The sequence below is a fragment of the Variovorax sp. SPNA7 genome (genome assembly GCF_033807855.1).
GTDB classification, from domain to species: domain Bacteria; phylum Pseudomonadota; class Gammaproteobacteria; order Burkholderiales; family Burkholderiaceae_C; genus Variovorax; species Variovorax beijingensis.
This window is the reverse complement of record NZ_CP138514.1, coordinates 620650-643600: the sequence shown is the minus strand read 5'-3', so window position 1 is coordinate 643600 and position 22951 is coordinate 620650. Positions and strand designations below refer to the sequence as shown.

Annotated in this window: 21 protein-coding genes; 7 read left to right on the top strand and 14 right to left on the bottom strand. The window is 67.5% G+C overall.

What is annotated here, in order from left to right:
- Positions 1-22: 22 nt before the first annotated feature.
- The 4 genes from RZE77_RS30720 to RZE77_RS30705 all read right to left on the bottom strand — a co-directional run bounded on the left by RZE77_RS30720 (position 23) and on the right by RZE77_RS30705 (position 2359).
- A complete protein-coding gene (locus tag RZE77_RS30720) occupies positions 23-235 on the bottom strand; it encodes a hypothetical protein (protein ID WP_319442465.1) in 213 nt (70 codons plus the stop codon).
- Between the two features lie 185 nt (positions 236-420).
- Entirely contained in the window at positions 421-624 is a 204-nt protein-coding gene (locus RZE77_RS30715; RefSeq protein WP_319442464.1) for a YgaP family membrane protein, read from the bottom strand.
- A 64-nt stretch (positions 625-688) separates the two neighbouring features.
- Positions 689-1642 carry a ribose-phosphate pyrophosphokinase gene (locus RZE77_RS30710; RefSeq protein WP_319442463.1) on the bottom strand — a complete coding sequence of 318 codons (954 nt, stop codon included), beginning with the start codon at positions 1640-1642 and terminating at the stop codon, positions 689-691.
- 63 nt (positions 1643-1705) lie between these two features.
- Positions 1706-2359 carry a hypothetical protein gene (locus tag RZE77_RS30705; protein ID WP_319442462.1) on the bottom strand — a complete coding sequence of 218 codons (654 nt, stop codon included), beginning with the start codon at positions 2357-2359 and terminating at the stop codon, positions 1706-1708.
- A 142-nt stretch (positions 2360-2501) separates the two neighbouring features.
- Between RZE77_RS30705 and RZE77_RS30700 the strand changes: the two genes are divergently transcribed.
- Entirely contained in the window at positions 2502-2906 is a 405-nt protein-coding gene (locus tag RZE77_RS30700) for a c-type cytochrome (RefSeq protein WP_319442461.1), read from the top strand.
- Between the two features lie 99 nt (positions 2907-3005).
- A complete protein-coding gene (locus RZE77_RS30695; RefSeq protein ID WP_319442460.1) occupies positions 3006-3302 on the top strand; it encodes a hypothetical protein in 297 nt (98 codons plus the stop codon).
- A gap of 28 nt (positions 3303-3330) precedes the next feature.
- On the opposite strand, the gene RZE77_RS30690 is transcribed toward RZE77_RS30695, so the two are convergent.
- From RZE77_RS30690 to RZE77_RS30675, 4 genes are all read right to left on the bottom strand, one after another.
- The gene (locus RZE77_RS30690; RefSeq protein WP_319442459.1) at positions 3331-4080 is read right to left on the bottom strand and encodes a Crp/Fnr family transcriptional regulator; all 750 of its coding nucleotides are present in this window, start codon (positions 4078-4080) and stop codon (positions 3331-3333) included.
- A gap of 22 nt (positions 4081-4102) precedes the next feature.
- Positions 4103-4825 (bottom strand): hypothetical protein, encoded by a 723-nt coding sequence (locus RZE77_RS30685; RefSeq protein ID WP_319442458.1) that lies wholly within the window; start codon positions 4823-4825, stop codon positions 4103-4105.
- Positions 4826-5135: 310 nt separating this feature from the next.
- Positions 5136-5435 (bottom strand): hypothetical protein, encoded by a 300-nt coding sequence (locus RZE77_RS30680; RefSeq protein WP_319442457.1) that lies wholly within the window; start codon positions 5433-5435, stop codon positions 5136-5138.
- Positions 5432-5716, bottom strand: coding sequence for a hypothetical protein (locus RZE77_RS30675; protein WP_319442456.1), 285 nt, complete (start codon positions 5714-5716; stop codon positions 5432-5434). The genes RZE77_RS30680 and RZE77_RS30675 overlap by 4 nt, the downstream gene beginning before the upstream one ends.
- Before the next feature lie 213 nt (positions 5717-5929).
- On the opposite strand from RZE77_RS30675, the gene RZE77_RS30670 reads away from it, so the two are divergent.
- On the top strand, positions 5930-6520 hold the full coding sequence (locus RZE77_RS30670) for an exopolysaccharide biosynthesis protein (RefSeq protein ID WP_319442455.1): 591 nt from the start codon (positions 5930-5932) through the stop codon (positions 6518-6520).
- Between the two features lie 23 nt (positions 6521-6543).
- Here RZE77_RS30670 and RZE77_RS30665 read toward each other — a convergent pair whose 3' ends face one another.
- The 4 genes from RZE77_RS30665 to RZE77_RS30650 all read right to left on the bottom strand — a co-directional run bounded on the left by RZE77_RS30665 (position 6544) and on the right by RZE77_RS30650 (position 18492).
- Positions 6544-7377, bottom strand: a complete 834-nt coding sequence (locus tag RZE77_RS30665) for an OmpA family protein (RefSeq protein WP_319442454.1) — start codon at positions 7375-7377, stop codon at positions 6544-6546.
- Positions 7378-7406: 29 nt separating this feature from the next.
- On the bottom strand, positions 7407-15299 hold the full coding sequence (locus RZE77_RS30660) for an ESPR-type extended signal peptide-containing protein (protein WP_319442453.1): 7893 nt from the start codon (positions 15297-15299) through the stop codon (positions 7407-7409).
- A 729-nt stretch (positions 15300-16028) separates the two neighbouring features.
- Positions 16029-16463 (bottom strand): DUF4019 domain-containing protein, encoded by a 435-nt coding sequence (locus RZE77_RS30655; protein ID WP_319433677.1) that lies wholly within the window; start codon positions 16461-16463, stop codon positions 16029-16031.
- Between the two features lie 208 nt (positions 16464-16671).
- Positions 16672-18492 (bottom strand): sensor histidine kinase, encoded by a 1821-nt coding sequence (locus tag RZE77_RS30650; protein WP_319442452.1) that lies wholly within the window; start codon positions 18490-18492, stop codon positions 16672-16674.
- Positions 18493-18715: 223 nt separating this feature from the next.
- On the opposite strand from RZE77_RS30650, the gene oxlT reads away from it, so the two are divergent.
- Positions 18716-20068 carry an oxalate/formate MFS antiporter gene (gene oxlT / locus RZE77_RS30645; RefSeq protein ID WP_319442451.1) on the top strand — a complete coding sequence of 451 codons (1353 nt, stop codon included), beginning with the start codon at positions 18716-18718 and terminating at the stop codon, positions 20066-20068.
- A gap of 114 nt (positions 20069-20182) precedes the next feature.
- Here oxlT and RZE77_RS30640 read toward each other — a convergent pair whose 3' ends face one another.
- Entirely contained in the window at positions 20183-20944 is a 762-nt protein-coding gene (locus RZE77_RS30640) for a response regulator transcription factor (protein ID WP_319442450.1), read from the bottom strand.
- 73 nt (positions 20945-21017) lie between these two features.
- On the opposite strand from RZE77_RS30640, the gene RZE77_RS30635 reads away from it, so the two are divergent.
- Positions 21018-21410 (top strand): VOC family protein, encoded by a 393-nt coding sequence (locus RZE77_RS30635; protein WP_319442449.1) that lies wholly within the window; start codon positions 21018-21020, stop codon positions 21408-21410.
- A gap of 61 nt (positions 21411-21471) precedes the next feature.
- Positions 21472-22014, top strand: a complete 543-nt coding sequence (locus tag RZE77_RS30630) for a 2'-5' RNA ligase family protein (RefSeq protein WP_319442448.1) — start codon at positions 21472-21474, stop codon at positions 22012-22014.
- Between the two features lie 51 nt (positions 22015-22065).
- Here RZE77_RS30630 and RZE77_RS30625 read toward each other — a convergent pair whose 3' ends face one another.
- Positions 22066-22257: a hypothetical protein gene (locus RZE77_RS30625; protein WP_319442447.1), complete on the bottom strand. Its 192-nt coding sequence runs from the start codon at positions 22255-22257 to the stop codon at positions 22066-22068.
- Positions 22258-22472: 215 nt separating this feature from the next.
- Here RZE77_RS30625 and RZE77_RS30620 point away from each other — a divergent pair, with 215 nt between their 5' ends.
- Positions 22473-22919 (top strand): hypothetical protein, encoded by a 447-nt coding sequence (locus tag RZE77_RS30620; protein WP_319442446.1) that lies wholly within the window; start codon positions 22473-22475, stop codon positions 22917-22919.
- Positions 22920-22951 lie beyond the last annotated feature (32 nt).

The window sequence follows — 22951 nt, the reverse complement described above, 5'->3', positions numbered from 1 at the left end:
TGGGCCATCTGCTCCAGTCCCGTCAGTGCGACGGGCTCACGCGCACTTCGGGCCAGGAGAGCTCCAGCCCCATCATGGCGCGCGCATACAGGTAGTTGTTGAACATGGGCTCGCTGAGCGAGTCCATGTCGACATGGCCGATCGCGTCGCACGGGAAGGCGAAGGCGCGGTGATTGGCGAACAAGGGACGAAACCGCAGTTCGTAGCCGCCGCCGGATGCATTGAGTGTGTCCATCTTGATCTCCTTGTGCGCTTGGGTCTTGCCTGTCGCCGCCATCGGAAGACGAATCGCGCCATGTCAATTTAGAACCCGTCCTTGACCGCATCGCCAATGCTGTGCATCAGACGGAAACACTGTGTCAATCGCCGGTATCAGGGCCTCGCGGCCTCAGTCGAGCGTGACCCGGAAGACGAACATGTTCAGCGCCTGGCGTGGGCGCAGGTGCTGAAGCCGAAGAGCGAATAGAGCGGGCAGGTGCCGATCACGCCGGTCAGCAGCGGCACCACGCCGATGTAGCCCCAGCGGCCGATGATTTCCGTGGCGGCGAGCACGATGAGCAGCACGCCGCCGCTGACGCGCAGCGTGCGGTCGAGGGGACCGATGTTTTTCGAGAGGAAGGACATGCGTTTCTCCTTGCAGGATGGAGAGCATCTTGTGCGGTGCAGGCGCGGCGGGTGTTGCGGCAGATCAAGGAATGCGGCCGCGCTGGCCGACGCGCGCGGTGCCTTCGGGCAGCAGCGTGCGCAGGCTTGCGGCAATGGCCGCGGCGAGCGGGATCCGGTTGGACGGATGGCGGATGGTGTCGCAGCTGACGATCTCGCCTGCGCCGGCGCCGCGCAGGTCGTCGAAGGCCGTCTGCGCGAACACCGCGTGGATCGCCACGCACACGGGCGCAGCGAGCCCGGCCCGACGCAGATGGCCGACCGTCTCGATCATGGTGCGCGCGGTCGAGACGATGTCGTCCACCAGCACCGGCGTGTGCGAGCGCCAGCGCTCGAGATCCGGCACCGAGACCTCGACATCGCGATCGCCGCGGCGTGCCTTGCTCAACACGACGAAGGGTGCGTGGGCGTCTTTCGCCACGGCGCCGACCCATTGGGCGCTTTCCTCGTCGGGACCGATCAGCAGAGGCTCGCGCACATGCGCCCGAATCCACTGCGCCACGCTCCCCGCCGCATGCACGACGCGCGACGGAACGCTGTAGACCTGGGACAGGTCGGCGATCCGGTGCAGGTGCGGATCGACTGTCACGACCCAGTCGATGCATTGCGAGATCCACGCGCCCACATGTTGGGCGCTGATCGTTTCTCCGGGCTGGAAGCACCGGTCCTGCCGCATGTAGGGCAGGTACGGTGCGATCAGGCCCACCGACCGCGCACCGGCCTCCCGGAGCGCCTTCGCCAGCAGCAGCAGCGGCACGAGCTTGTCGTCGGGCCGGTCGAGCGTGCAGACGATGAGCACCGTGCGTGCGCCGACCGGCGACGCGATGCGCACGTAGGACTCCCCGTCGGGAAAGCGCCGCACCGTGGCAGCGCCGCGCTCCAGCCAGAGGAGGGTGGCCAGCTCATCGGCGAGCTGATCGTTTCCGGGCATCGCGATCACGACGGGGCGCGGCAGCGGCCTGGCTTTGCTGTTCTGCATGATCGCCTCCGGTTTTTGCCGAACGGATTTCCTGGCCTCCTTCGAAGGTCCAGGACCGCAGGATCACTTCCTTCCGGCGTCTGCAGGACGGGCGGTGCGCTTCACGGCCTCGGCGGTGCGCCGCGACAGGTCCGCTGCGGCGCGGGCTGCGTTGCGCGTGGCTTCTTCCGCCTTGTCGAGTGCTTCGCGCGTCGCCTGCGCGGCTTTCTCGGCTTCTTCCTTGCCCGACTGCGCGGCGCGCTGGACCGAATCCTCCGCCCTGGCGAGCGCCTCCCGGGTGGCCGCCGCCGCCTTGGTGCTTTCCTCCTGGGCGGCGCGCGCGGCATCCCTGGTTTCCTCGACCGCCTTGCCGCTGGATGCGGCGGTCTTTTCTTCCAGCCGCCTGGCCGCTTCGGCCGCCTTCTGCGCGGCGCGGCGGATGCCTTCGGCCAGCGCCTTCGACAGCTTGCCCGCGGCGACCTTGCTCTTTTGCGCTGCGGCCTGGGCGGCATCGGCCGCCTTGCGGGCCGCCTTCTCCGCATCGTGCGCGGTCCGGGCGGCGGCGTCGCGAGCCCTTTGGGCGCCGCCTTCCGACGGGCTCAACTGGGCAGGGGAGGTGTAGTCCTGGGCAAGTGCAGCGGGGGCGAATGCCGCGGCACCCATGGCGATTGCGATCGGCGCGACAAGGGTGCGAACGACGCGATGCGGGGGAAAGAGGAGGAAGGTTTGGTGGGCCATGGGATTCTCGGTGAAGCAGTGCGATCCACTCTAGGCACCCGATCGCGGGCTTCGGTTGCGCTGGATCAAGCGGCAATCTTCGGCGGAGCGGAAGATGGCGTCTCGCCGCTGACGGTCGAACAGATAGACAGAGGAGTCTCCGATGCGCCCCTTGCTCGTTCCCGCGGATGGCTGCCTTGCGCAGTGCGCCCGGACGCTGGCAGCGATCGCCCTCGCCCTCGTGTTCCTGCACGGCAGCCCGGCCCGGGCCCAGTCCCGCGGCGAGCTGCTCTACGACATGAACTGCATCGCCTGCCACAGCGAGAAGATGCACTGGCGCGGCGCAAAGCTGGTCAACGACTGGGCCAGCCTCGATGCGCAGGTGAGGCACTGGCAGCAGGCGGCTTCGCTCGGATGGAACGATGAGGACATCATGGAGGTCGCCCGCTATCTCAATGAGCGCTTCTACGGCTTCGCGCCGAGGAACACGACGGGTTCGCTGGGGTCTCCCGTTCCAGTGCCATCCGCCGCGGGACCGACGCGGCTTGCCCGGCCAGGTCGGCCATGAGGCCCGTTCAATCCGGGAAGTTTTCTTTTTTTGCCGCAGCAGGTGAGGAAGATCACAGCCTGCCGCGCGAGACGCCGCCATGCCGGCACGATGGCTTGCATGAACAACAGTCGCGAACTGCAACACGGCCATCTGAAGCATGCAACGCGAGAACCGGCGCGTTCGCCGGCGCCGGCGCATCCGGCCGCACCTGCAAGCAGTCTCTTCCTCAACTGTTCATGCGGTCTCGCGCATCTGGAGCGCATCCATCGGCATTGGTGGATGAAGCTCCTTCCCTGGCTGCGGTTCTATTGCTGCAGCCGGTGCGGAAAATCGCAACTGGCTTCGAAACGGGCGGTCAGCTTCGCGATCACGTCGCTCAGGAGCGGAGAGGCGACCCAGGTGCCTGCTCCTTGATCGGGGCTACCGGCGGTGCCCCGGCAAATCAACTGGCCTTCGGTCCGGCGTTGCCCGCGTCTTCCGGCATGGTGAACAACTCGGGGTCGAACATCGGATGGGCTTCTGCGGCGGGCGCGTCCTGCGCATCCGGAAGCAGGCTGCCGAAATCCGTCGAGGCGAAGTTCGGCGGGATGTGGATGCCTTTCTCGTCGCGGCGGACCAGGCCGCGGCTCTCCAGGTCGCGCATGGTCTTGTTGACCACCTCGCGCGAGAGCCCCGAATACGATGCGATGACCGCCTGGGTGATGCGCTTGTCGTAGCCGCCGCTGCCCGCAGGCGCCAGCTGGGTCAGTTCATGGAGCACGCGGCCGACCAGGTTCTCGGCCGACAGCGACGAGATCCGGCGCAACTGGCCGCGAATCATGGTGATGCGCTTCATCGCGACCTCGAGCAGGCCGATGGTCACCTCGGGGTAGGTCGAGCACAGCCGGCGCACGGCGCCGATCGGCATCAGGTAGACCGACGAGGGCAGGGCCGCGACCAGGGTCGACGTGGTCTGGTAGCGGTCCTCGCCCAATGAAGGGCCGAGGAAGAAATCGCCCCTGCGGATGAAGTCGGTCGTGACGTCCCGATCGACGGCTCGCAGCAGGCCGCTGGCTACGCAGTAGATGCGGTCGGTCCAGGTGTCCGCAAGAAGCACCGTCTCGTTGCGCCGGTAGGACCGGAGTTCGCTGCTGCGGATCAAGGCGGCCCGGTCGGCGGGCGGCACGCTGGCAATGAGGGGATGGAGGTACATGGCGAAGGTTATGTCGGCCACCTCATTTGCAGTCCGCCTGGAGCAGCCGGAACAGCGCCTCGATGCGGCTTTGCTCTTCGGCCTCGTGCAGGGCGCGGCCCCGCAACCAGAGCCTTCCCGCTTTCTTCTCGACATGCACGTCGTAGACGCGATCGACGCAATCGACCACGACATCCGGCGCGAGCCGCTCCTGCGCGGCCCACAGTGCCAGTTCGATTTCCGCGGCGCCCATGCGCCTGGACGCACGCATCGCGATCCAGTCCGCATGCAGCCGCGGCAGTGCCGTCATGCCGCGCACCTTGAGCGGCTCGCGGCCGAGATTCGCCAGCAGCTCCTCGAGCTGCCCGCCGCCGGAGCGCTGCGCGGGTGCGGAGCCGCCGACCGTGCAGGCGGCGTGGATCCGCAGCAGGAAGCAGTCGTCGCGCAGGCAGCTCAGGTCGGTGTCGGCCGAGGCCAGCAGGCTCGCGCGGATCCGGCGCCTGATCTCGCGGCTGACGCCCGCGGCAACCTCCGGCCCGTCGGCATCGACCAGCTGCGCGAAATTGGCGATGAAGAAGAGCGCGCACACCCTGTCGGGCAGCGGGCTTCGGTTTCGCTCCTTCGCCGCCGTGGCGGCGGTGCCACTGCGACGCTTCGCAGGCAGCAAGTGCGCCAGGGCCGCGCGCCACCGCGGCCCGAAGAGCCTGGTTTCCATCCGTGGCAGGGCGATCGTTCCATCGCCTGCGTGACACCACTTTCTCTGCATTTGGCATGACCCTGAATCGTTGAACCATTTTTTTGATCCGCTCGTGAGCGGTGTTCAGGGAATGCTACGGAGCAACATGCGGCTTGGCATCGGGTTTCGAGTCGTGGATGTGTTCCGAATCACAATCAGACACATTTGGTGTTCGACCTCTGGCGGCTCGCGCAATGTCGGGGATGGACGGGCCCGAAAAAGGAGCAGGCGCAACCACAGCCGCCGCTGGAGGGCGTTTCAAGTTCATTGTGTGGGGGCGGGTGTTGGGCAGCACTCCCACAAAATGGTGAGTGGCCGGTGCGCGACACGGGGTCCGTGGCTACCCGGGAGAGGGCACCGGCGGTACGCCGAGCCTGGGCCGGCCCAGAACGATGGAGGGATCGATCCTCCTCTTGTAGTGGCTGTAGTCGCGGCCCGGGTCCGCCACGCCGGCCGCGCCGACGGATTCCGGAAGCTCGGACTGGATGCACACATGGCTGATGCCTCGCCCTTCCCGGCGCAGGCTGCGCAACCGCTCTGCGCATGCCAATGCCGCAGCGAGTTCCGTCGCTTCGAAGGCCTGGTGCCGGGACACGATGGCGCCCTCGCTGACTTCTTCGAGCCAGAAGACCACGATCATGCCGGGCCCCGCCCTTCGCGTCGCCCGCCGCTGGCGGCCAGGCCCCGGATCACTTCCAGGCAGTCCGCCACGAAGCGCTGCGCCGACGCCGCATCCGGGTCGCCAGCCGCCAGAAGCGCAGGTGCATCGCCTTCGGGCGCTGCGCAGTCCGACAGGGCGATGCACAGGGAACGCCGAAGGGCCGGCGGGATGTTGTCGTCGTCGACGAGGAGCAGCGCGGCAATGCGTGCAGCCTCGGGAGTCAGCTGCACCGCCTGTTCGTGGAGCGGGCCGGTGTGCATGGTCCAACTGTCCAGCAAAAGTGATGCCCGCTGAAAACAAAGGCGCGCCTACGCCGATATGAGCCCCGCCCTACATCGCTGCCATCACGAAAAAAATAGGATGGCCTTCCCGGCCTCGGAGCTGAAAGGGGCGCCGCTGCCGCAAGACGTGCAGTCATTCTTGCCGCCGATCCCGGCGCCGGCTCCCGAGTGTCCTCTGCGGAAGGAGCTGCCATGAGTCCCACCAGCGAAATCCACAGCGTCTCGGACATCCTGGAGCGGCTCGAGGAACTTGCGGCACAGGGCCCCCGCGTGAATGGTGGCGCACTGGTCCGGGCCTTCGGCAGCCGAAGCTATGGTCCCGTGCTGATGCTTCCACCCCTGCTGGAGATATCGCCCCTGGGCGGCGTGCCGGGCTTTGCAAGCACCATGGCCGTGGTGGTGGCGCTGGTCGCCGGCCAGATGATGTTCGGCCTGGAATGCTGCTGGCTGCCGCGGATGCTGACCCGCGGTTCCGTGCCATCCGCAAAGATCCGCCGCGCCTCTGAAAAGATGCGGCCGCTCGCCAGCCGCCTGGACCGCTGGTTCCACGGCCGGCTTCGCAAGCTCACGCGGGGCACGGCCGTTCGGGCGGCCGCGATGGCATGCATTCTTCTGGCCTGCACGGTGCCGCTGCTCGAGTTCGTGCCGTTTGCGAGCACGGCGCCGATGGCGGCCATTGCCCTCTTCGGGCTTGCGCTTCTCGTGCACGACGGCGCGCTGATGGTGGCCGCGTTCGTCGCTGCTGCGGCGGCCATCGTGTTCATGGCGATCGTGCTTGCCTGAGGCGCGAACCCGCGCGGTGCTGCTCAGCGCTCCGCGAAGACCTCGATCTCGACGCGGCGGTTCGGTGCCAGGCAGTCGATCAGGGCCGCGCGCGCGGTTTGCGTGCACTGCACCTTCGGCTCGGACTCGCCCTTGCCTTGCACCTGTATCTTCTGCGCCGGCACGCCGGCCTGAACCAGGTAGTTGCGCACCGTGTTGGCGCGCGCCAGCGAGAGGGCGCTGTTGTAGGCCTGGCTGCCGAGCTGGTCGGTGTAGCCCGTCACCTTGACGGCATCCGCCCCCTTGATATCGCCGGCCAGCGCATCGAGCTTGCGGCGCCCCTCCGGCAGCAGGTCGGCCAGCGACCGGCCGTCGAAGCGGAACAGGCCGTCGGCACCCAGCGTGGTCCGGCGCGGTGCCGCCGGGCTCGCGGCGGCCGGCCGTTCGGCCGCCGGCAGCGCACGCACCACCAGCACGTCGCCGCAGCCGGCCGGCAGCCAGTGGAAGGTCTGCGCCTTGTAGTCCTTGTCGAAGATCGCCTTGTACTGGCAGGTGGTCACGCCGCCGCCAGGCTTGCGGAAGTGGAAGATGTAGTCCCACTCGCGCGGGCCCGCCATGCCTTCGCGGAAATGCGGACGGCCGAGCAGGTCGTACAGCTGGTCCTTGGTGACGCCGGGCGCCACGGCGCGCAGGTTGTCCAGGTTGGGGAAGGTGCCTTCCTTGAGCCATGCATCGTTGTCGATGTTGGGGAAGATCACTTCGGTGGCCTTGCCGTCGTCAGTGATGCCGCGGCTCACGTAGGAGCTGCAGCCCTGCAGCAGCAGCAGTGCTGCGGCGCCCGCTGCAATGGCCGAGAAGCGATGGATTTGCGTTGTCATGATGTTGTTCCTCTTGTGATGCCGCCGGCTTACCAGTGGAAGCCCGCACCGGCCGCCACGCCGACCTTGCCGCGCGAGTTGGCCGAGCCGCTGAACTTCACGACCCACCGGCCGTTGTCCGAGAGCTTCGACACGCCGATGGCAAGCGCGGCCTGGCCGTCGAAGCCCGCCACGCCCGCGGACACCATGCTCTTGCCCGGGATGTAGGCCTGCGGCATGTTGGCCATGGCCATCGCACCGGCTGCGCCCGCGCTGGCGTCCTTGGCAATGCTGCGGATCTCGCCGCCGAGGGCGTTGACGCGCGCATCGGTGTAGGCGTTGGCCCCCGCGATGCCGCTGTTGAGCTGGTTCACGTTGACCGCATCGGTGCCCGCGACGCCGGGCGCCACGTTGTGCACCGTGACCGGCCCGGTCGCGTTGCTGCCACCCATCGACACGCTGTTGTAGTTGATGGAGCCATCGGGGTTGGTGTCGTACTTGACGGTCGACTGGTCGATCACCGCCACCTGGCCCTGCACGCCGCGCAGCTGCGAGACGTTGACCGCATCGCTGTCGGCCGAGCCCGCGGCCACGCCGGTGATCTGGCGGAACTGCCCGTTGGCTGCATCGCCCACCGACACCGCCGCCAGCGTGCTGGTGGTGGCGCCGATGGCGATGCGCTGCGCCTCGGTGGCCGTGGACGGCACGTAGCCGGCCACGCCCGCGGCGGTGGAGGCCACCGAGCCCGCGCCCAGTGCCACGCCGCCGGCCTGCGTCACGCTGGTGCCTGCGCCCAGCGCCACGCCCTGCACGGCCGCGGCGGAAGACTGCGTGCCCAGCGCAATGGAGTCGGCCATGTGCGAGATTGCGCCCTGGCCGATCGCCACGCCGCCCGGCGCGGTCTGCTGCACCACCGCGCCATTGCCGATGCCGATGCCGTTGTTGCCGTTGACCACCGTCTGCGGGCCCACCGCCACCGACTCGGCGCCGACGGCCAGCGAATCGGCCGCGCTCGAGTTGGCATGGAAGTACAGCGTCGGCGTGACCGCGAAGGACATCAGCGCGCCCGAGAGTTGCCGCACCGTGACCGCGTCCTGCGCCTGCGTGCCGTCGGCCACGTTGGTGATCTGGCGGTAGCTGGTGGCGCTGCCCAGGGACAGGGCGCCCAGCAGCGCGCGGTCGGTGGTGTTGTAGCTGATCAGCGAGCTGCCCGCCGGAATGCTGCCGGTGGAGGGCGCCACGAAGCGGTCGGAAACCGCGCCCGAGCCGATGGCCACCCCGCCGGCGACCGTTGCGCTCGCATCCTTGCCCGAGGCGATGGCGTCGGCACCCGTGGCGCCCAGGTTGTCCTCGTTGCCCCCACCCGTGGAGTTGACGCTGTAGTACCTGATCTTGTTGGCCGTCACCGTGGTGCTGAGGTTCTCGATCGACTGGTTGGTGGCGAACAGCTGCGAGCCGTTGATGGCATCGGTCGAGCTGCCCGAGATTCGGCCCGCCGCCACGTTGGTGATGGTGCGCTCGGCGCCCGCCGCACCCACGCTCACCGTGCTCACCGGCGTGGTGCCGGCGAAGTTGTAGGTCGTGCCGTTGATCACCGTGCTGGCCGTGCCCACCGCCGCCAACGTGGTGGAGCCGCCGCCCAGTGCCACGTCGTTCGCGTTGGTGGCGACCGCGTTCGGGCCGATCGCGACCGAGTCGGTGCCCAGCGCCTGCGAATCGGGCAGCGTCGAGTTGGCGTGGAAGTACTTGATGCCCCCGCCGTTGTTGATGTCGCCGATCGTGTTGCCCAGGTTGGTGATCTGCGTGGTGTTCGCCGTCACCTGCTGGTTGGTGGCATAGAGCTGCGAACCGTTGATGGCATCGGTCGAGGTGTTGGAAAGCCGGCCCGCCGCCACGTTGGTGATGGTGCGCTCGTTGCCCACGCTGCCCACGCTCACCGTGCTCGTCGGCGTGGTGCCGGCGAAGTTGTAGGTGGTGCCGCCGATCACCGCGTTGGCCGTGCCGACGGCCGCGGCCGTGGTCGAGCCGGAACCCAGCGCCACGCTGTTGGCGTCCGACGCCGTGGCGCCGAGGCCGATGGCCACGGCCGAGGTGCCGGCCGCCGCCGCGTTCTTGCCCGATGCGATGGCGTCGGCCCCCGTGGCGCCCAGGTTGTCTTCGTTGGTGCCGCCGGTGGAGTTGACGCTGTAGTACTTGGTCTTGTTGGTCGTGACCGTGGTGCTCAGGTCCTCGATCGACTGGTTGGTGGCAAACAGCTGCGAGCCGTTGATCGCATCGGTCGAGGTGCCGGAGATGCGGCCGGCTGCCACGTTGGTGATCGTGCGCTCGGCGCCCACGCTGCCCACGCTCACGGTGCTCGTCGGCGTGGTGCCCTGGAAGTTGTAGGTCGTGCCGTTGATCACGGTGCTGGCCGTGCCGACTGCAGCGGCCGTCACCGCGCCCGAGCCCAGCGCCACGTCGCCCGCACTGGCGGTCGCCGACGCGGCATTGCCGATGGCCACGTTGCCCGCCTTGCCAACCGCACCGGCGGTGGAGCCATTGCCCAGTGCCACCGATCCCTGGCCGATCGCCTTGTTGCCATTGCCGATCGCGACCGCGCCGTTGGCCTGGTTGGCCGCGGTGGCCGAGGCCGTGCCGTCGCTGTTGGCGGTGTTGTTGGCACCGCCGGTAAAGGCACCGGTGCCGCTCGCATAGCTCGGATCGCCGATCACCACGGCGCCGTCGCCGTAGGCCGTGTTGCCCGAACCGATCGAGATCGACTTGCCGCCCGTGGCCGTCGCTCCCTTGCCGATGGCGACGGCCTCTGCCGAATCGGCCGTCGCGCCGCTGCCGATCGCCACGGTGTCCGCGGCGCTGGCGCGCGAGCCGTTGCCCATGGCAACGCCGCTGGCACCGGCCGCCAAGGCGTTCACGCCGGCGGCCAGCGCGTTGATGCCCGTGGCGCCGTCGTTCGCATAGTTCCCCTGCTTGGTGCCGTTGTCGTTCACGCTGTAGTAGCGGGTCTTGGCCGCGTCCACCTGGGTGGTCAGCTGGCTCACGTTCACCGCATCGGTGGGCGCCACGCCGGGTGCCACGTTGGTGATGACCGTGTTGCCGGCGTTGATGCCGGTGAGCGTCACGCTCGGGCCGCCCGCGATCGTGAGGCCGTTGTTGTTCATCACCGTGCCGCCGGTGGTCACGCTGGTGAAGCTGGGCGTCGCGCTGGTGGCGATCTGCACCTCGGCACCGTTCTGCGTGATGGCGATGTTGTCGCCCGCCGTGTAGGTGGCAGTGCCGCCCGGGGCGATGGTCTGCACGCTGGTGCCCGTGGCGGTACCGGTGCCCGTCTGCGCCGTGGTCACGTTCCAGCCCTTGCCGGCGGTGACGGCCACGGCATCGATCGCCGAGTTGGTGGCGAACAGCTGCGAGCCGTTGATGGCATCGGTCGAGGTCTGGGAGATGCGGCCGGCTGCCACGTTGGTGATGGTGCGCTCGTTGCCCACGCTGCCCACGCTCACGGTGCTCGTCGGCGTGGTGCCCTGGAAGTTGTAGGTCGTGCCGTTGATCACGGTGCTGGCCGTGCCGACTGCAGCGGCCGTCACCGAGCCCGAGCCCAGTGCCACGCTGTTGGCGTTCGCCGCCGTCGCACCCAGGCCGATGGCCACTGCAGCGGTTCCCGCGGCCGTCGCGTTCTTGCCCGAGGCGATCGCATCGGCACCCGTCGCGCCGAGGTTGTCCTCGTTGCCGCCGCCGGCGGAGTTGACGCTGTAGTACTTGGTCCTGTTGGCCGTCACCGTGTCGTTCAACTGGTCCACATTCACCGCATCGGTGGGCGCCACGCCGGGCGCCACGTTGGTGATGACCGTGTTGCCGGCGTCGATGCCGTTGATCGTCACGCTCGGGCCGCCCGTGATCGTGAGGCCGTTGTTGTTCATCACCGTGCCGCCCGTGGTCACGCTGGTGAAGCTGGGCGTTGCGCTGGTGGCGATCTGCACCTCGGCGCCGTTCTGCGTGATGGCGATGTTGTTGCCCGCCGTGTAGGTGGCGGTGCCGCCCGGGGCGATGTTCTGCAGGCTGGTGCCTGTGGCAGTACCGGTGCCGGTCTGGCCCGTGGTCACGTTCCAGCCCTTGCCGGCGGTAACGGCCACGGCATCGATCGCCGAGTTGGTGGCGAACAGCTGCGAGCCGTTGATCGCGTCGGTCGAGGTGCCGGAGATCCGGCCGGCCGCCACGTTGGTGACGGTGCGCTCGGCGCCCGGAGCGCCGACACTCACCGTCGAAGCCGGCGTGGTGCCCTGGAACTTGTAGGTCGTGCCATTGATCACGGTGCTGGCCGTGCCGACCACAGTGGCCGTCACGGAACCCGAGCCCAGCGCCACGTCGCCCGCATTGGCGCTTGCTGCCGCACCGGAGCCCAGCGCCACGCCATTGACCGTGCTGACCGCGGCGTTGGTGCCCATGGCCACGCTGCCGGTGGCCGCCGCGGTGGTGCTGGCGCCCACGCCTGCGGCAATGGAGTTGATGCCCTGCGCCCCGTCGTTGTTGACGTTGCCCCCGGCCACGCCGTTGTCGTTCACGCTGTAGTACTTGGTCTTGCTGGCCGCCACCGTGTCGGTCAGCTGGTCCACGTTCACCGCATCGGTGGGGGCCACGCCGGGCGCCACGTTGGTGATGACCGTGTTGCCGGCGTCGATGCCGTTGATCGTCACGCTCGGGCCGCCCGTGATCGTGAGGCCGTTGTTGTTCATCACCGTGCCGCCCGTGGTCACGCTGGTGAAGCTGGGCGTCGCGCTGGTGGCGATCTGCACCTCCGCGCCGTTCTGCGTGATGGCGATGTTGTTGCCCGCCGTGTAGGTGGCGGTGCCGCCCGGGGCGATGTTCTGCAGGCTGGTGCCCGTGGCGGTGCCGGTGCCGGTCTGGCCCGTGGTCACGTTCCAGCCCTTGCCGGCGGTGACGGCCACGGCATCGATCGCCGAGTTGGTGGCGAACAGCTGCGAGCCATTGATCGCGTCGGTCGAGGTGCCGGAGATCCGGCCGGCCGCCACGTTGGTGATGGTGCGCTCGGCGCCCGGAGCGCCGACGCTCACCGTCGAAGTCGGCGTGGTGCCCTGGAAGTTGTAGGTCGTGCCGTTGATCACGGTGCTGGCCGTGCCGACTGCAGCGGCCGTCACCGATCCCGAACCCAGTGCCACGTCGTCGGCCTGGGCGGCCGTGGCGCCGACGCCGAGCGCGAGGGCGTTGGCGGCGCTCGCGGTGGCCCGGTTGCCCACGGCGGTGGCATTCGCGGCCGACGCAATGGTGCTCGACCCGAATGCAATGGCGTTGTCGCCGGAGGCATTGGATACCGACCCGATCGCGGTGGCGTTGGAGCCGGAGGCGTTGGACCGGTTGCCGACCGCGATGGTGCTGACGTTGCTCGACTCGGATTGGAGACCCACCGAGATCGAGGACTTTCCGGAGGCACTTGCCAATGGGCCAACGGCGGTGGCTTGTGTGCCCGCTGCCAGGGTGCCCACGCCAGCCGCCAGCGCATTGGCGCCGGTCGCACCGTTATTGGTGTAGTTCCCCTGCTGCACGCCGCCGTCGTTGACGCTGTAGTAGTGCGTGGGCGTGCTGGCCGCGATCGCCTGCACCGCCTGGTTGGTGGCGTAGAGCTGCGAGCCGTTGATGGCATCGGTCGAGGTTGCAGAGATCCGGCCCGCCGCCACATTGGTGATGGTGCGCTCGGCACCCGCTGCGCCGACGCTGACCGTGCTCAATGGCGTGGTGCCGGCAAAGTTGTAGGTGGTGCCGCCGATCACGGCGCTGGCCGTGCCAACCGCAGCAGCCGTCACCGAGCCCGAGCCCAGCGCCACGTCGTCCGCGTTGTTGGCCACCGCCGTGTCGCCGAACGCCACTGCGCCCGCGGCCAGTGCGCTGCTGGTGCTGCCGATCGCCACGCTGCCCTGGCCGACCACGGTGTTCCGGTAGCCGATGCCGACCGCGCCCTGGGCCGCCGTGCCGGGCGTGCTCACCGCCTGGCCGCCGCCGCCGACCATGTTGGTGTTGCCCATCGCCACCGAACCATTGCCCGTGGCGGTGTTGTCCAGGCCCGAAGCGATCGCGCCGTTGCCGGTCGCGGTGTTGGGGTCGCCGATCGCCACGGCACCGTCGCCGTTGGCGACGTTGCCCGAACCGATGGCGACTGCGCGGCCGCCGGTGGCCCTGGAGGCCCGGCCGATGGCGACTGCGTCATCGGCATCGGCGACGGATTCACCGCCGATGGCGATGGCATTGGCGCCCGATGCAAGAGCACCCAGGGTGGCATTGCCGCCGATGGCGAGCGAGCCAACGCCGGTGGCGCGCACGGCGGTCGCAGCGGTGGTCCCGCCCGAGCCGAGCGCGGTGGCGTTGTCGGCCGCCGCCAGGGTCCGGGTACCAGTCGCCAGCGCATCCAGGCCGGTGGCCCGGCTTCCGATCCCCAGTGCGATGGCGCGATCTTGCGAGGCCGTCACATCCGTGCCGATGGCGATGGCGCTTTCCCCCAGGGCGCCCGCTCCCGGAGCCGTGCGCGCGCCAAGGTTGATGGAGTTGGTCTTGGATGCGACCGCCTGGAAGCCGATCGCGATGCCGTTCACGCCGCTGGCACTGGTGCCGGTGCCTTGCGCGACGGTATTTGGTGCGGATGCCTTTGCCTGCGAACCGAGGGCGATCGCGTTGTCCGCGCTCGCATTCGCGTTCAGGCCGATCGACGTGGTTGCATTGCCCGCGACGCCGATACCTGCGTTGGTGCCGATGGCGATGTTGTCGCTGCCGCTGACCAGATTGCCTGCCGAAGCGTCCAGCGTGGCGTCGTAGGCGACCGTGCCGTCGCCCGAGCCGAAGGCGACGTTGCGCGATCCCGTGACGCCCGAGCCCGCGCCCCGCATCACGCTCGCAATGCCTCCCCCCATGGCGGTGTTCAGCGCGCCGCTGACCAGCGTGCCGGCGGCAATGCCAACGGCGGCCGAACCCGTATTGGCGACCGTCGAGCCCGCGCCGGCACCCTGGCCGACCGCCACCGTGCTGGCCCCGACAGCGACCGCTTGCACACCGAGTGCAAGTGAACTGTTTCCAAGCGCCTGGGCGGCGTTCCCGAGGGCGACGGCTGCATCGTCGCTTGCTGTCGCCCCGGCCCCAACGGCGACGCTGCGCACCGCGGTCGCGGCCGCGCTCGTGCCGGCGGCGAAGGCATTGGTGTTCGTGGCGGTTGCTTGGACCCCGATCGCTGTCGCGTTGATGCCACTCGAGTTCGAGCGGGCGCCGATCGCAACCGCACCGGTCGAACCTGACGTGGCGGCTTCCAAACCAATGGCAACACTGTTCGCAGACTGGGCGTTCGTGTCCTCACCGAGGGCGACCGCTGCCTGTCCGGTGGCGGTTGCTCTGACGCCGATCGCCGTGGCGAAGAGCGCGGTGGATTTGGCCTGGACGCCGATGGCGATGGCCGCGTTAGAACTGGCCGTCACATCCGTGCCGATGGCGATGGTGCTTTCCGCCAGTGCGCCTGTGCCGGGGGCGGTGCGCGCACCCAGGTAAAGGGCATTCGTCGCCGAGGCAAGGGCCTGATAGCCGAGAGTAATGGCATTCAGCCCCGAACTGGTGGCCCTGAAACCGATGGCAGTGGCTCCGCCGAAGGTCGCTTGGGACTCAACACCCGCGCACGTCGCACTGCCGCTGTAGAAGTTGTAAGGCGCCGCAGTGCAGTTCACCTGCGCCTGGACCGACGAGGCCCAACCCATCCCGCCCATCGCCACCAGTGCGGCCACGATCCTGGCGAACTTGGCGTGGACTCTCGAGGTGTCCGCCGGCCGTGATGCCTCGGCATCCGGGCCGCTCGCCAGGGCGCGCGAAGAACCCTTCTTGCCCCGGGTCGACGCGAGTTCCGAGGCCGCCACCCAGGCGCCCAATGCCTCATTCCAGATGCTGCGGTACGACTTATTCATGCATTTCTCCTCGATTGTTCAAGACGCCAGAAGCCTTGCCCACGGCAAGCGGATCCATGGATGGCATATGCCATAGAACCTTTAGAAATAATTGCAAAACTTTTTTCTCAATTGCAATTAAACGGAAACATTTTTTGGCGGATCTTAAGAGATTGCGGAGGAATGCAACTGGCGTGTGGTGGATTCGCGTCATTGCGGCATTGCAACAATCAAGAATTTTTATTGGAGTGGTCTTATGAATAGTAATGTAAAGTTATTATAAATTTAGTTGCTTAGCATATTATTCAAACGCTATTTTTGGAAAATTCTATTGATAATTATCTACAAATAGTAATACGAAGTTTTTAAAAGTTAAATTTATTACTACGGATTTCCGTAGTTTTCGATTGAAAATTTATATCGGTTAATTGATGGTGGTAGCACGCCGAATTGGCGCCCCGAATTGGACGGCACCGAATTGATGCGCACCGAATTGGCGCAGGCGACGGAATGTCGGGCCCGAGGTCGTTTTCGGTACTGAGGGGTGGCCGAGGCCGGGGGAGATGGCGCTGCCAGAAAGGCGGCGAACTGCTGCTGATCGCTACGGCGCGCGCTCAGGAGGCGGTGCGGCGATCCGTCGACCGGGAAGGGGAGATTCTGTTGCGAACGCCTGCCGCCATGGGGCATTCGTCAGGCAGATGCGCCGCGGAGCCGCGGCGCATCGAAGGGGAGCGGCTTGGAGGGAGCGGCTTAGCGCAGCACGTAGCCGCTCAGGCGCCAGGTGCCGCTGGGGTCGAGGCGAAAACTCGTCATCTCGCGCACCACCCGGTTGCCGGCGTTGGCAAAGCGGGTTTCGTATTCGACGTTGATGTATTGGCCGGCCACATCGGGATCTTCGTTGGCGACCAACTGGCGATTGACCGAGATCCACGTGCGCTGCTGCGCCGCACCCAGCGGCGACCGCGAGGCCTCGACCTGGCGAACGAACTCGGGACGCGCGACCCGCTTTTTGGTGGCGGGGCCCGAGCCGTCCCAGAGTTCGCCGATCTTGCCCTGGTCCACCAATTGGATGGCCTGCAGGCCGCCGCGAACCATGTTCGTCGGATCGGCGTCCTGGGCCGAGGCCACGCTCATCCAACTCGCTAGGAATGCGGCGCCGAGCAGCAGTTTGCTTTTTGAGGTCATGTCAGGTCCGGGAGTGATATTAATTTCAATATGTAAGTATGCCGATTTGCATGTGGCACTTTCATGGTACCAATCGTTTATAGCACTCAGGATTGAGGCGCGAATGCAGATGCCGCCCTGCGATCGCACGATGACGGGCAATTAATGGAACCGCCCTATCTATCCATTGCCATTCCCATTGAAGGGCGAGTCTTTTGCGGATCCCGTCTCAGGCGGCGCCCGCATGCGTCCAGCGCAGCGACACCCGGGTGCCTTCGCCGCTGCGGCTGTCGATGCGCAGCTGGGCGCCGATCGCGTCGGCCTGCTCCCGCAGCCCCACGAGCCCGTAGTGCCCCGCGGCGCCTGCACTCGGCTCGAAGCCGATGCCGTCGTCCGCGATCTCCAGTTCGATGCCGTCGCTCCCTGCGCGCTGCAGGCGGATCAGGAGACGTGCCGCGCCCGCATGGCGTTCGACGTTGCGCAGCACTTCCTCGCACATGTGGAACACGGTTTCGGCCGGCTCGGCCGCGAGGGCGGACAAGGCAGGGTCGATCCGGCAGTCGAGCTCGATGCCGGAGCGCTCGCCCAGGCTCTTGGCCAGCTCGGCCAGCGCTGCCCCCAGCCCGATGTCGCGCACCGGGTTGCTGCGCAACTGGTCGATCGCACGGCGTGCCTCGTCCAGCCCGTCGCGCGCCGCCCGCTCGGCCCGGACCAGCTCGTCCGGCAGCGCATCGGGCCGGTTCGATGCGAGGTGCTTGAGCACGCGGATTTCGGTGAGCATCGCCATCATGGAATGCGCCAGCGTGTCGTGCAGCCCGCGCGCGAGGCGCAGCCGCTCGCGCACCACCGCCGCATCGCGCGATTCCCGTGCGAGCCGGTTGATCTCTTCGGTGCGCTGCCGCACGCGTTCGTCCAGCTCGGCATTGAGCCGGCGCAGCTCGTCGCGTTCGCGCCGCAGCGTGTCCAGCAGCCGGTCGAGTGCGCTGCCCAGCCGCGCGGCTTCGTCGGCGCCTTGCGGCACTTCGATGCGCGAGGCGTTGCCGGCCAGCACCGCGTCCGCGGAACGGGCGATCACGCTCACGCGGCGCGTGAGGCGGCGCGCCATGACGATGCCTGCAACCGCGGCGGCCAAACCCAGCAGGCTCAGCACGATCGAGATGCGCCATTCGATGGCGGTCGCAAAAGCCGCGACCGATTCGACCGGCTGGATCACCACGGCCTGCCAGCCGAGCCGGCGCAGCGTGCCGTCGCGGGCATTGGGCGGAGTCGCGATCAGGTAGGGCCGGTTGTCCAGCAGCCGCCTCGTCCGGATGCGCGTGGGCAGATCGGATCCGTCGTTGCCCAGGCCTGCGACCACGGGATCGAAGGGCGTGATCGGATCGCCGGCGTCCTGCCAGCGCTGCCCCAGGAGCGCGCTCGGCCCGTGGCGCACGATGCCGTCGCGGTCGATCAGCAGCCATTCGCCCGGGGAGGCGCGGATCTCGGCCATCATCTTCTGCACCCAGTTCCAGCGGAGGTTCGCCGCGACCACGCCGATGATCGCGCCGTCTGCGTTGCGCACCGGCGCGGTGAGCTTCAGGAAGCGCTCGTTCGGCGAGCGGCCTTCCTCGATCCACGCGGCGTCCAGGCCCTGCGAGATCCACGCGTGTTGATTGACGTTCTGGCCGACCACCTGCTCGTCGGTCGCGGCGACGATGAAGCCGTCGGCATCGGTCACCGCCAGCCAGATCAGGTCGGGCACGCCGCGGCGTACCGCCTCGAGCGACCGCTTCAGGCGTGCGCCTTCGCTGTGCTGAACGTCTTCCGACAGCATGGCCGCCACCACGCTGACGGCCTGCAGGCGCAGCAGCAGCGCGGTGTCGAGTTCGGCGTTGACGTGCTCGGCCGCGGCTTCCAGGCGCTGGCCGTGCTGCTCGAGCAGCGTCGCACGCACGAAGCTGCGCAGCCACAGGTTGGCCACGAGCGCCAGGCACAGCGTGAGCGCAATCAGCAGCCAGCCGATCGCGGCAGCCATGGAGCGCCGTGGATCGATGCGACGTGCGAGGTTCATTGGCTGCGGATTCTCGCAAACGGCGGCCGTGACTTTCGGCATGGGTACTTCCCCTGAGTCCTCGGGGTTTGTCTCGATCCACCGCGTGACTTCCGGCAGGCGCGCTGGCGGCGGTTTGCGGCAACAGTTGCACCCATCGCGATCCGTGCCCGCAGCGCGACTGAATCCCAACCCTCAACGTGCCGCGACGCGATCGGCGCGACAACGAATGGAGACCCAACGAATGAATCCCACTTCCACGACATACATCTCATCCGGCGCACCGCCGCGATTGATCGACAACCGCTGGCTGCAGCTGGTGGTCGGCATCGTCTGCATGATCGCCACGGCCAACATCCAATACGCGTGGACTCTGTTTGTGCCGGAAATCCAGGGCAAGTTCGGCTGGGAGCGCGCATCGATCCAGATTGCTTTCACCATCTTCGTGCTGGTGCAGACCTGGCTCGCGCCGATCGAGGGCTACTTCATCGACAAGTTCGGTCCGCGGCTGATCGTGGCCTTTGGCGCGCTGTTCATCGGCGCGGCCTGGGTCATCAACTCGCAGGCCACCACGCTGATGGGCTTCTACATCGGCGCGGCCATCGGCGGCATCGGCGTGGGTTCGATCTACGCCACCTGCATCAACAACGCGCTCAAGTGGTTCCCCGACCGGCGCGGCCTGGCGGTGGGCCTGACGGCTGGCGGCTACGGCGCCGGCTCGGCCGCCACCATCCTGCCGATCGCCGCGATGATCGAATCGTCCGGCTTCCAGGAGGCTTTCCTGTTCTTCGGTTTGCTGCAGGGCTCGCTGGCCTTTGCCGCTGCCTGGTTCCTGCGCCAGCCCAAGGGCAACGAGGTGCGCGGCTCGGCCAAGGTCGCCCAGAGCCGGCGCGACTACACGCTGGGCGAGGCGCTTCGCACGCCGCTGTTCTGGCTGATGATCCTGATGTTCTCCTGCGTGGTCACCGGCGGCATGATGGCCGTGGCGCAACTGGGCGTGATCGCACAGGACCTGGGCGTGAAGAACTTCAAGGTGGACCTGTACTTCGTCACCATGGCCGCGCTGCCGCTCGCGCTGATGCTCGACCGTGTCATGAATGGCATCTCGCGCCCGCTGTTCGGCTGGATCTCCGACCACATCGGCCGCGAGAAGACCATGGTGATCGCCTTCACGCTGGAAGGCATCGGCATCATTGCGCTGGGCTACTTCGGCCACAACCCGTGGGCCTTCCTGATCCTGTCGGGCGTGGTCTTCCTGGCCTGGGGCGAGGTGTACTCGCTGTTCTCTGCGCTCGCGGGCGACGCCTTCGGCACCAAGCACATCGGCAAGATCTATGGCGTGCTGTACTGCGCCAAAGGCGTCGGCGCGCTGTTCGTGCCGCTCGGCAATTTGATGATGGAAGCCACCGGCACCTGGTCGACCGTGCTCTACACAGTTGCAGCGCTCGACCTGTTCGCCGCCTTCCTGGCCATCGTCGCGCTGCGGCCGATGCTCGCAAGGCACACGGCCAGCAATGCCGCCGCATCGCATGCGCCTTCGCCAGCGCCTGATCTCGCGATGCCCGGCGGCCTGTCGCCTGCGGGCCGCACGGCCTGACCGGCACCGCTACCAAGCTCCGCACTACCAAGTCCAGCGCACCCGTGGAACCGGCTTTGCCGGGCCACCGGGTGCGCCCCCCTTGGGGGGAGGCGCCGAAGGCGCTTCGGGAGGTTACTTCTTCAACACCAGCACTGCCAGTTCGGTTCGGGTGTTCGCGTGGAGCTTCTGCATGATCCGGCTCACGTGGTTCTTTGCCGTTCCCTCGGCCAGGTTGAGCGCCGTCGCGATCTGGCGGTTGCCATAGCCCTTGGCGATCAGTTCGAGCACCGCGGCCTCGCGCTCGGTCAGCGGTTTGGTCGCCGTCGCCGAATCGGACGGTGATGGCTCCCCGGGCGCGGCGGCCTGTGTTGCGGCGCGGGGGTCCGGCGCCGGCGGGGAGGGCGGCTCTTGCGCGACGCGATCGGCCAGCAGCCGGAACTGGTCCATCACCTTGCGCGCAATCTGCGGCGTCAGCCGCGACTCGCCGCGATGCACGGCCCGCACGGTGTCCAGCACCTCTTCTTCCGAAGCGTCCTTGAGCAGGTAAGCCTGCGCGCCGGCACGCACCGCGTCGAAGACCAGGTCGTCGCGGTCGAAGGTGGTCAGCACCATCACGCGCGTGTGCGGCAAGGCGGCCGAGATCTCGCGCGTCGCGAGCACGCCGCCCTTGCGCGGCATGTGCAGATCCATCAGCACCACATCGGGCAGCAGGCGGCGGGCCAGCTCCACGGCTTCCACGCCATCGGCCGCCTGGCCGAGCACCTCGATGTCCGGCGCAGCGTCCAGCAGCATGGCCATGCCGCGACGGATCAGTGCCTGATCGTCGGCAATCAGCACGCGGATTTTGGGCGCGGCATGCGAAGAAGAGGATGACGGTTCGGCAATGGTGCTCATGGCAGGGCCATTGTGCCCCGAGGTACTCCGGCCCGTCACAATTCGCCGCGACCACTGCACAAAAGGAAATCCGATGTCACAAGCCAACCAGCTGCGCCCGTTCTCGTTCGTGCTCGCCGTTCCGGACCTCGAGCGAAACACCGCCTACTTCAGGGACGCCCTGGGCTTCGAGGCACAGTGGCCGGAAGGGACCGGTTGGCAGCTTCTTTCGCGCGGCGATGTGCGCATCATGATCGGCCATTGCCCGGACGCCGTCCCGCCGTCTGCGACGGGCGATCACAGCTACTTCGGATATCTGCATGTGGATGACGTCGATGCACTCCATGAAGAATTCGTCCGGCGCGGCGCGTTGATAAAGCAGGCGCCGGAAGACAAGCCGCATGGCATGCGCGAGTTCCTGGTCACGACGCCTGATGGACACCGCCTCATGATTGGCCAGGACCTTGCATCGAGGGCGGGGAGCTGAGACGGCTTGTGAGCCGGTTGCGGACCTTCCGGCCTATCGCCGGTTGAATATCATGAGACCCATGGCGATATCCGCGTTTGCTGTCAAGGTGCCCTCGGCCGAGCCGTGGGTCGGCGACCTTCGGCAGCGTTTCGACGCGACGACACAGCTAGGGGTGCCAGCGCACATCACTGTGCTTGTGCCGTTCATGGACCCTCGGCACATCACGCCTGCCGTACTGGACCGAGCGCAACACGCGTTGAATCGAGTCGCCGCCTTTTCCTTTTCGCTGGGCAGGGTGGCGCGCTTCCCGGCGACCGCGTATCTCGCGCCGGAACCGCCCGGGCCGTTCATCGCCATGACCAGGGCGCTCGCCGATGTCTTTCCGGATTTCCAGCCGTACGGAGGGGAACACCAAGGAGTGGTTCCGCACCTTACTGTGGCTCATGGGAACCCGTCCGAGGCCGATGCAGCCGCTGCTGAGTTGCAAGAGCGGCTGGATGCATCTGGCGGCATCAAGGCGGATTGCGCCTCGGTCGTGCTGATCGAAAATTCGACGGGCCGTTGGGAAGAGTTCCATGTCTTCCATTTGCCGTCGGCCGATACCCTGGCCCGTGACAATTGACGCCGCTCGGTTCCAGATGCCAAACCACTACCGCTCGACGGATCGCCCGGTCTACCGTTTGTTCCTGCGCTCCGAGCCAATGAGATCCCATGCAAGACCAGCAGCCCAGCCAATGCCGACCAGCCATGCGCCGATCTGGACGGTATCAATGTCAGCGGGCGCAACCCAGTAGATCACCATCGCAATCAGCAGCCCGACGACGGCGCCAACGCAGGACCAAGGTGAGACGAGTGCATCAAGCATGGGGATCGAATTCCTTCTCCAGGCTGGCTATAGCGAAAGGACGCCGGGCCTGACATCGCGACCTCCCGAGCCGAGGCGACTCCTGGCACGACTCCGAGTAACGCCGATCCAAGCGCAGGAAGCAAGTGCCGACGGTCCATGGCCCTGCGGCAGAATCCACCGACCAACGCGCCTCCGCCGCGGACTCACCCAGCACCCAGGCATCGCATCCCACCATGGGCTTCAGCATCTACTACACCGCGAAGCGGGACACGCCTCTGACGCCCATCGAATCGCAGCGCATCGACGCGATCGCGCAATCCTTCGACATCATCGCCGACATCGAGCGCTATGCGCACACGGGCAAGGGCCTCAACTGGGAGAGCTTCACGCGCTACGAGACATCGCGGCTGACTGGCGCAGAGGTGTTCTCGGGTGCGACGGCCCTGCCCGACAACAAGCCCTTCGCCATGCACAAGGGCGCCCGTCACTGGGTCGAGTGCCTCAACCGGATTCGCCGCGAAGTGCTTGCCGATGCGCTGTGGAGCGTGCAGATCGAAGACGACGCGCTGCTGTGGGACGACAAGCATGGCTGGCACGACAACGCCTCCGACGGACTTGCGGCGCTCTGGCTGGGCTGCCTGTTGAGCTCGCCGCTCCGGCTGTTCAGCCGGCGCGCCTGAGCCGTCGGCCACGCCGGCGGCGTGCTTGTTTG

Excerpts from the sequence above, each read along its gene's own strand:
- RZE77_RS30720 (WP_319442465.1), bottom strand. The coding sequence starts at position 235 with ATGGACACACTCAATGCATCCGGCGGCGGCTACGAACTGCGGTTTCGT.
- RZE77_RS30715 (WP_319442464.1), bottom strand. The coding sequence starts at position 624 with ATGTCCTTCCTCTCGAAAAACATCGGTCCCCTCGACCGCACGCTGCGC.
- RZE77_RS30710 (WP_319442463.1), bottom strand. The coding sequence starts at position 1,642 with ATGCAGAACAGCAAAGCCAGGCCGCTGCCGCGCCCCGTCGTGATCGCG.
- RZE77_RS30705 (WP_319442462.1), bottom strand. The coding sequence starts at position 2,359 with ATGGCCCACCAAACCTTCCTCCTCTTTCCCCCGCATCGCGTCGTTCGC.
- RZE77_RS30700 (WP_319442461.1), top strand. The coding sequence starts at position 2,502 with ATGCGCCCCTTGCTCGTTCCCGCGGATGGCTGCCTTGCGCAGTGCGCC.
- RZE77_RS30695 (WP_319442460.1), top strand. The coding sequence starts at position 3,006 with ATGAACAACAGTCGCGAACTGCAACACGGCCATCTGAAGCATGCAACG.
- RZE77_RS30690 (WP_319442459.1), bottom strand. The coding sequence starts at position 4,080 with ATGTACCTCCATCCCCTCATTGCCAGCGTGCCGCCCGCCGACCGGGCC.
- RZE77_RS30685 (WP_319442458.1), bottom strand. The coding sequence starts at position 4,825 with ATGCAGAGAAAGTGGTGTCACGCAGGCGATGGAACGATCGCCCTGCCA.
- RZE77_RS30680 (WP_319442457.1), bottom strand. The coding sequence starts at position 5,435 with ATGATCGTGGTCTTCTGGCTCGAAGAAGTCAGCGAGGGCGCCATCGTG.
- RZE77_RS30675 (WP_319442456.1), bottom strand. The coding sequence starts at position 5,716 with ATGCACACCGGCCCGCTCCACGAACAGGCGGTGCAGCTGACTCCCGAG.
- RZE77_RS30670 (WP_319442455.1), top strand. The coding sequence starts at position 5,930 with ATGAGTCCCACCAGCGAAATCCACAGCGTCTCGGACATCCTGGAGCGG.
- RZE77_RS30665 (WP_319442454.1), bottom strand. The coding sequence starts at position 7,377 with ATGACAACGCAAATCCATCGCTTCTCGGCCATTGCAGCGGGCGCCGCA.
- RZE77_RS30660 (WP_319442453.1), bottom strand. The coding sequence starts at position 15,299 with ATGAATAAGTCGTACCGCAGCATCTGGAATGAGGCATTGGGCGCCTGG.
- RZE77_RS30655 (WP_319433677.1), bottom strand. The coding sequence starts at position 16,463 with ATGACCTCAAAAAGCAAACTGCTGCTCGGCGCCGCATTCCTAGCGAGT.
- RZE77_RS30650 (WP_319442452.1), bottom strand. The coding sequence starts at position 18,492 with ATGAACCTCGCACGTCGCATCGATCCACGGCGCTCCATGGCTGCCGCG.
- oxlT (WP_319442451.1), top strand. The coding sequence starts at position 18,716 with ATGAATCCCACTTCCACGACATACATCTCATCCGGCGCACCGCCGCGA.
- RZE77_RS30640 (WP_319442450.1), bottom strand. The coding sequence starts at position 20,944 with ATGAGCACCATTGCCGAACCGTCATCCTCTTCTTCGCATGCCGCGCCC.
- RZE77_RS30635 (WP_319442449.1), top strand. The coding sequence starts at position 21,018 with ATGTCACAAGCCAACCAGCTGCGCCCGTTCTCGTTCGTGCTCGCCGTT.
- RZE77_RS30630 (WP_319442448.1), top strand. The coding sequence starts at position 21,472 with ATGGCGATATCCGCGTTTGCTGTCAAGGTGCCCTCGGCCGAGCCGTGG.
- RZE77_RS30625 (WP_319442447.1), bottom strand. The coding sequence starts at position 22,257 with ATGCTTGATGCACTCGTCTCACCTTGGTCCTGCGTTGGCGCCGTCGTC.
- RZE77_RS30620 (WP_319442446.1), top strand. The coding sequence starts at position 22,473 with ATGGGCTTCAGCATCTACTACACCGCGAAGCGGGACACGCCTCTGACG.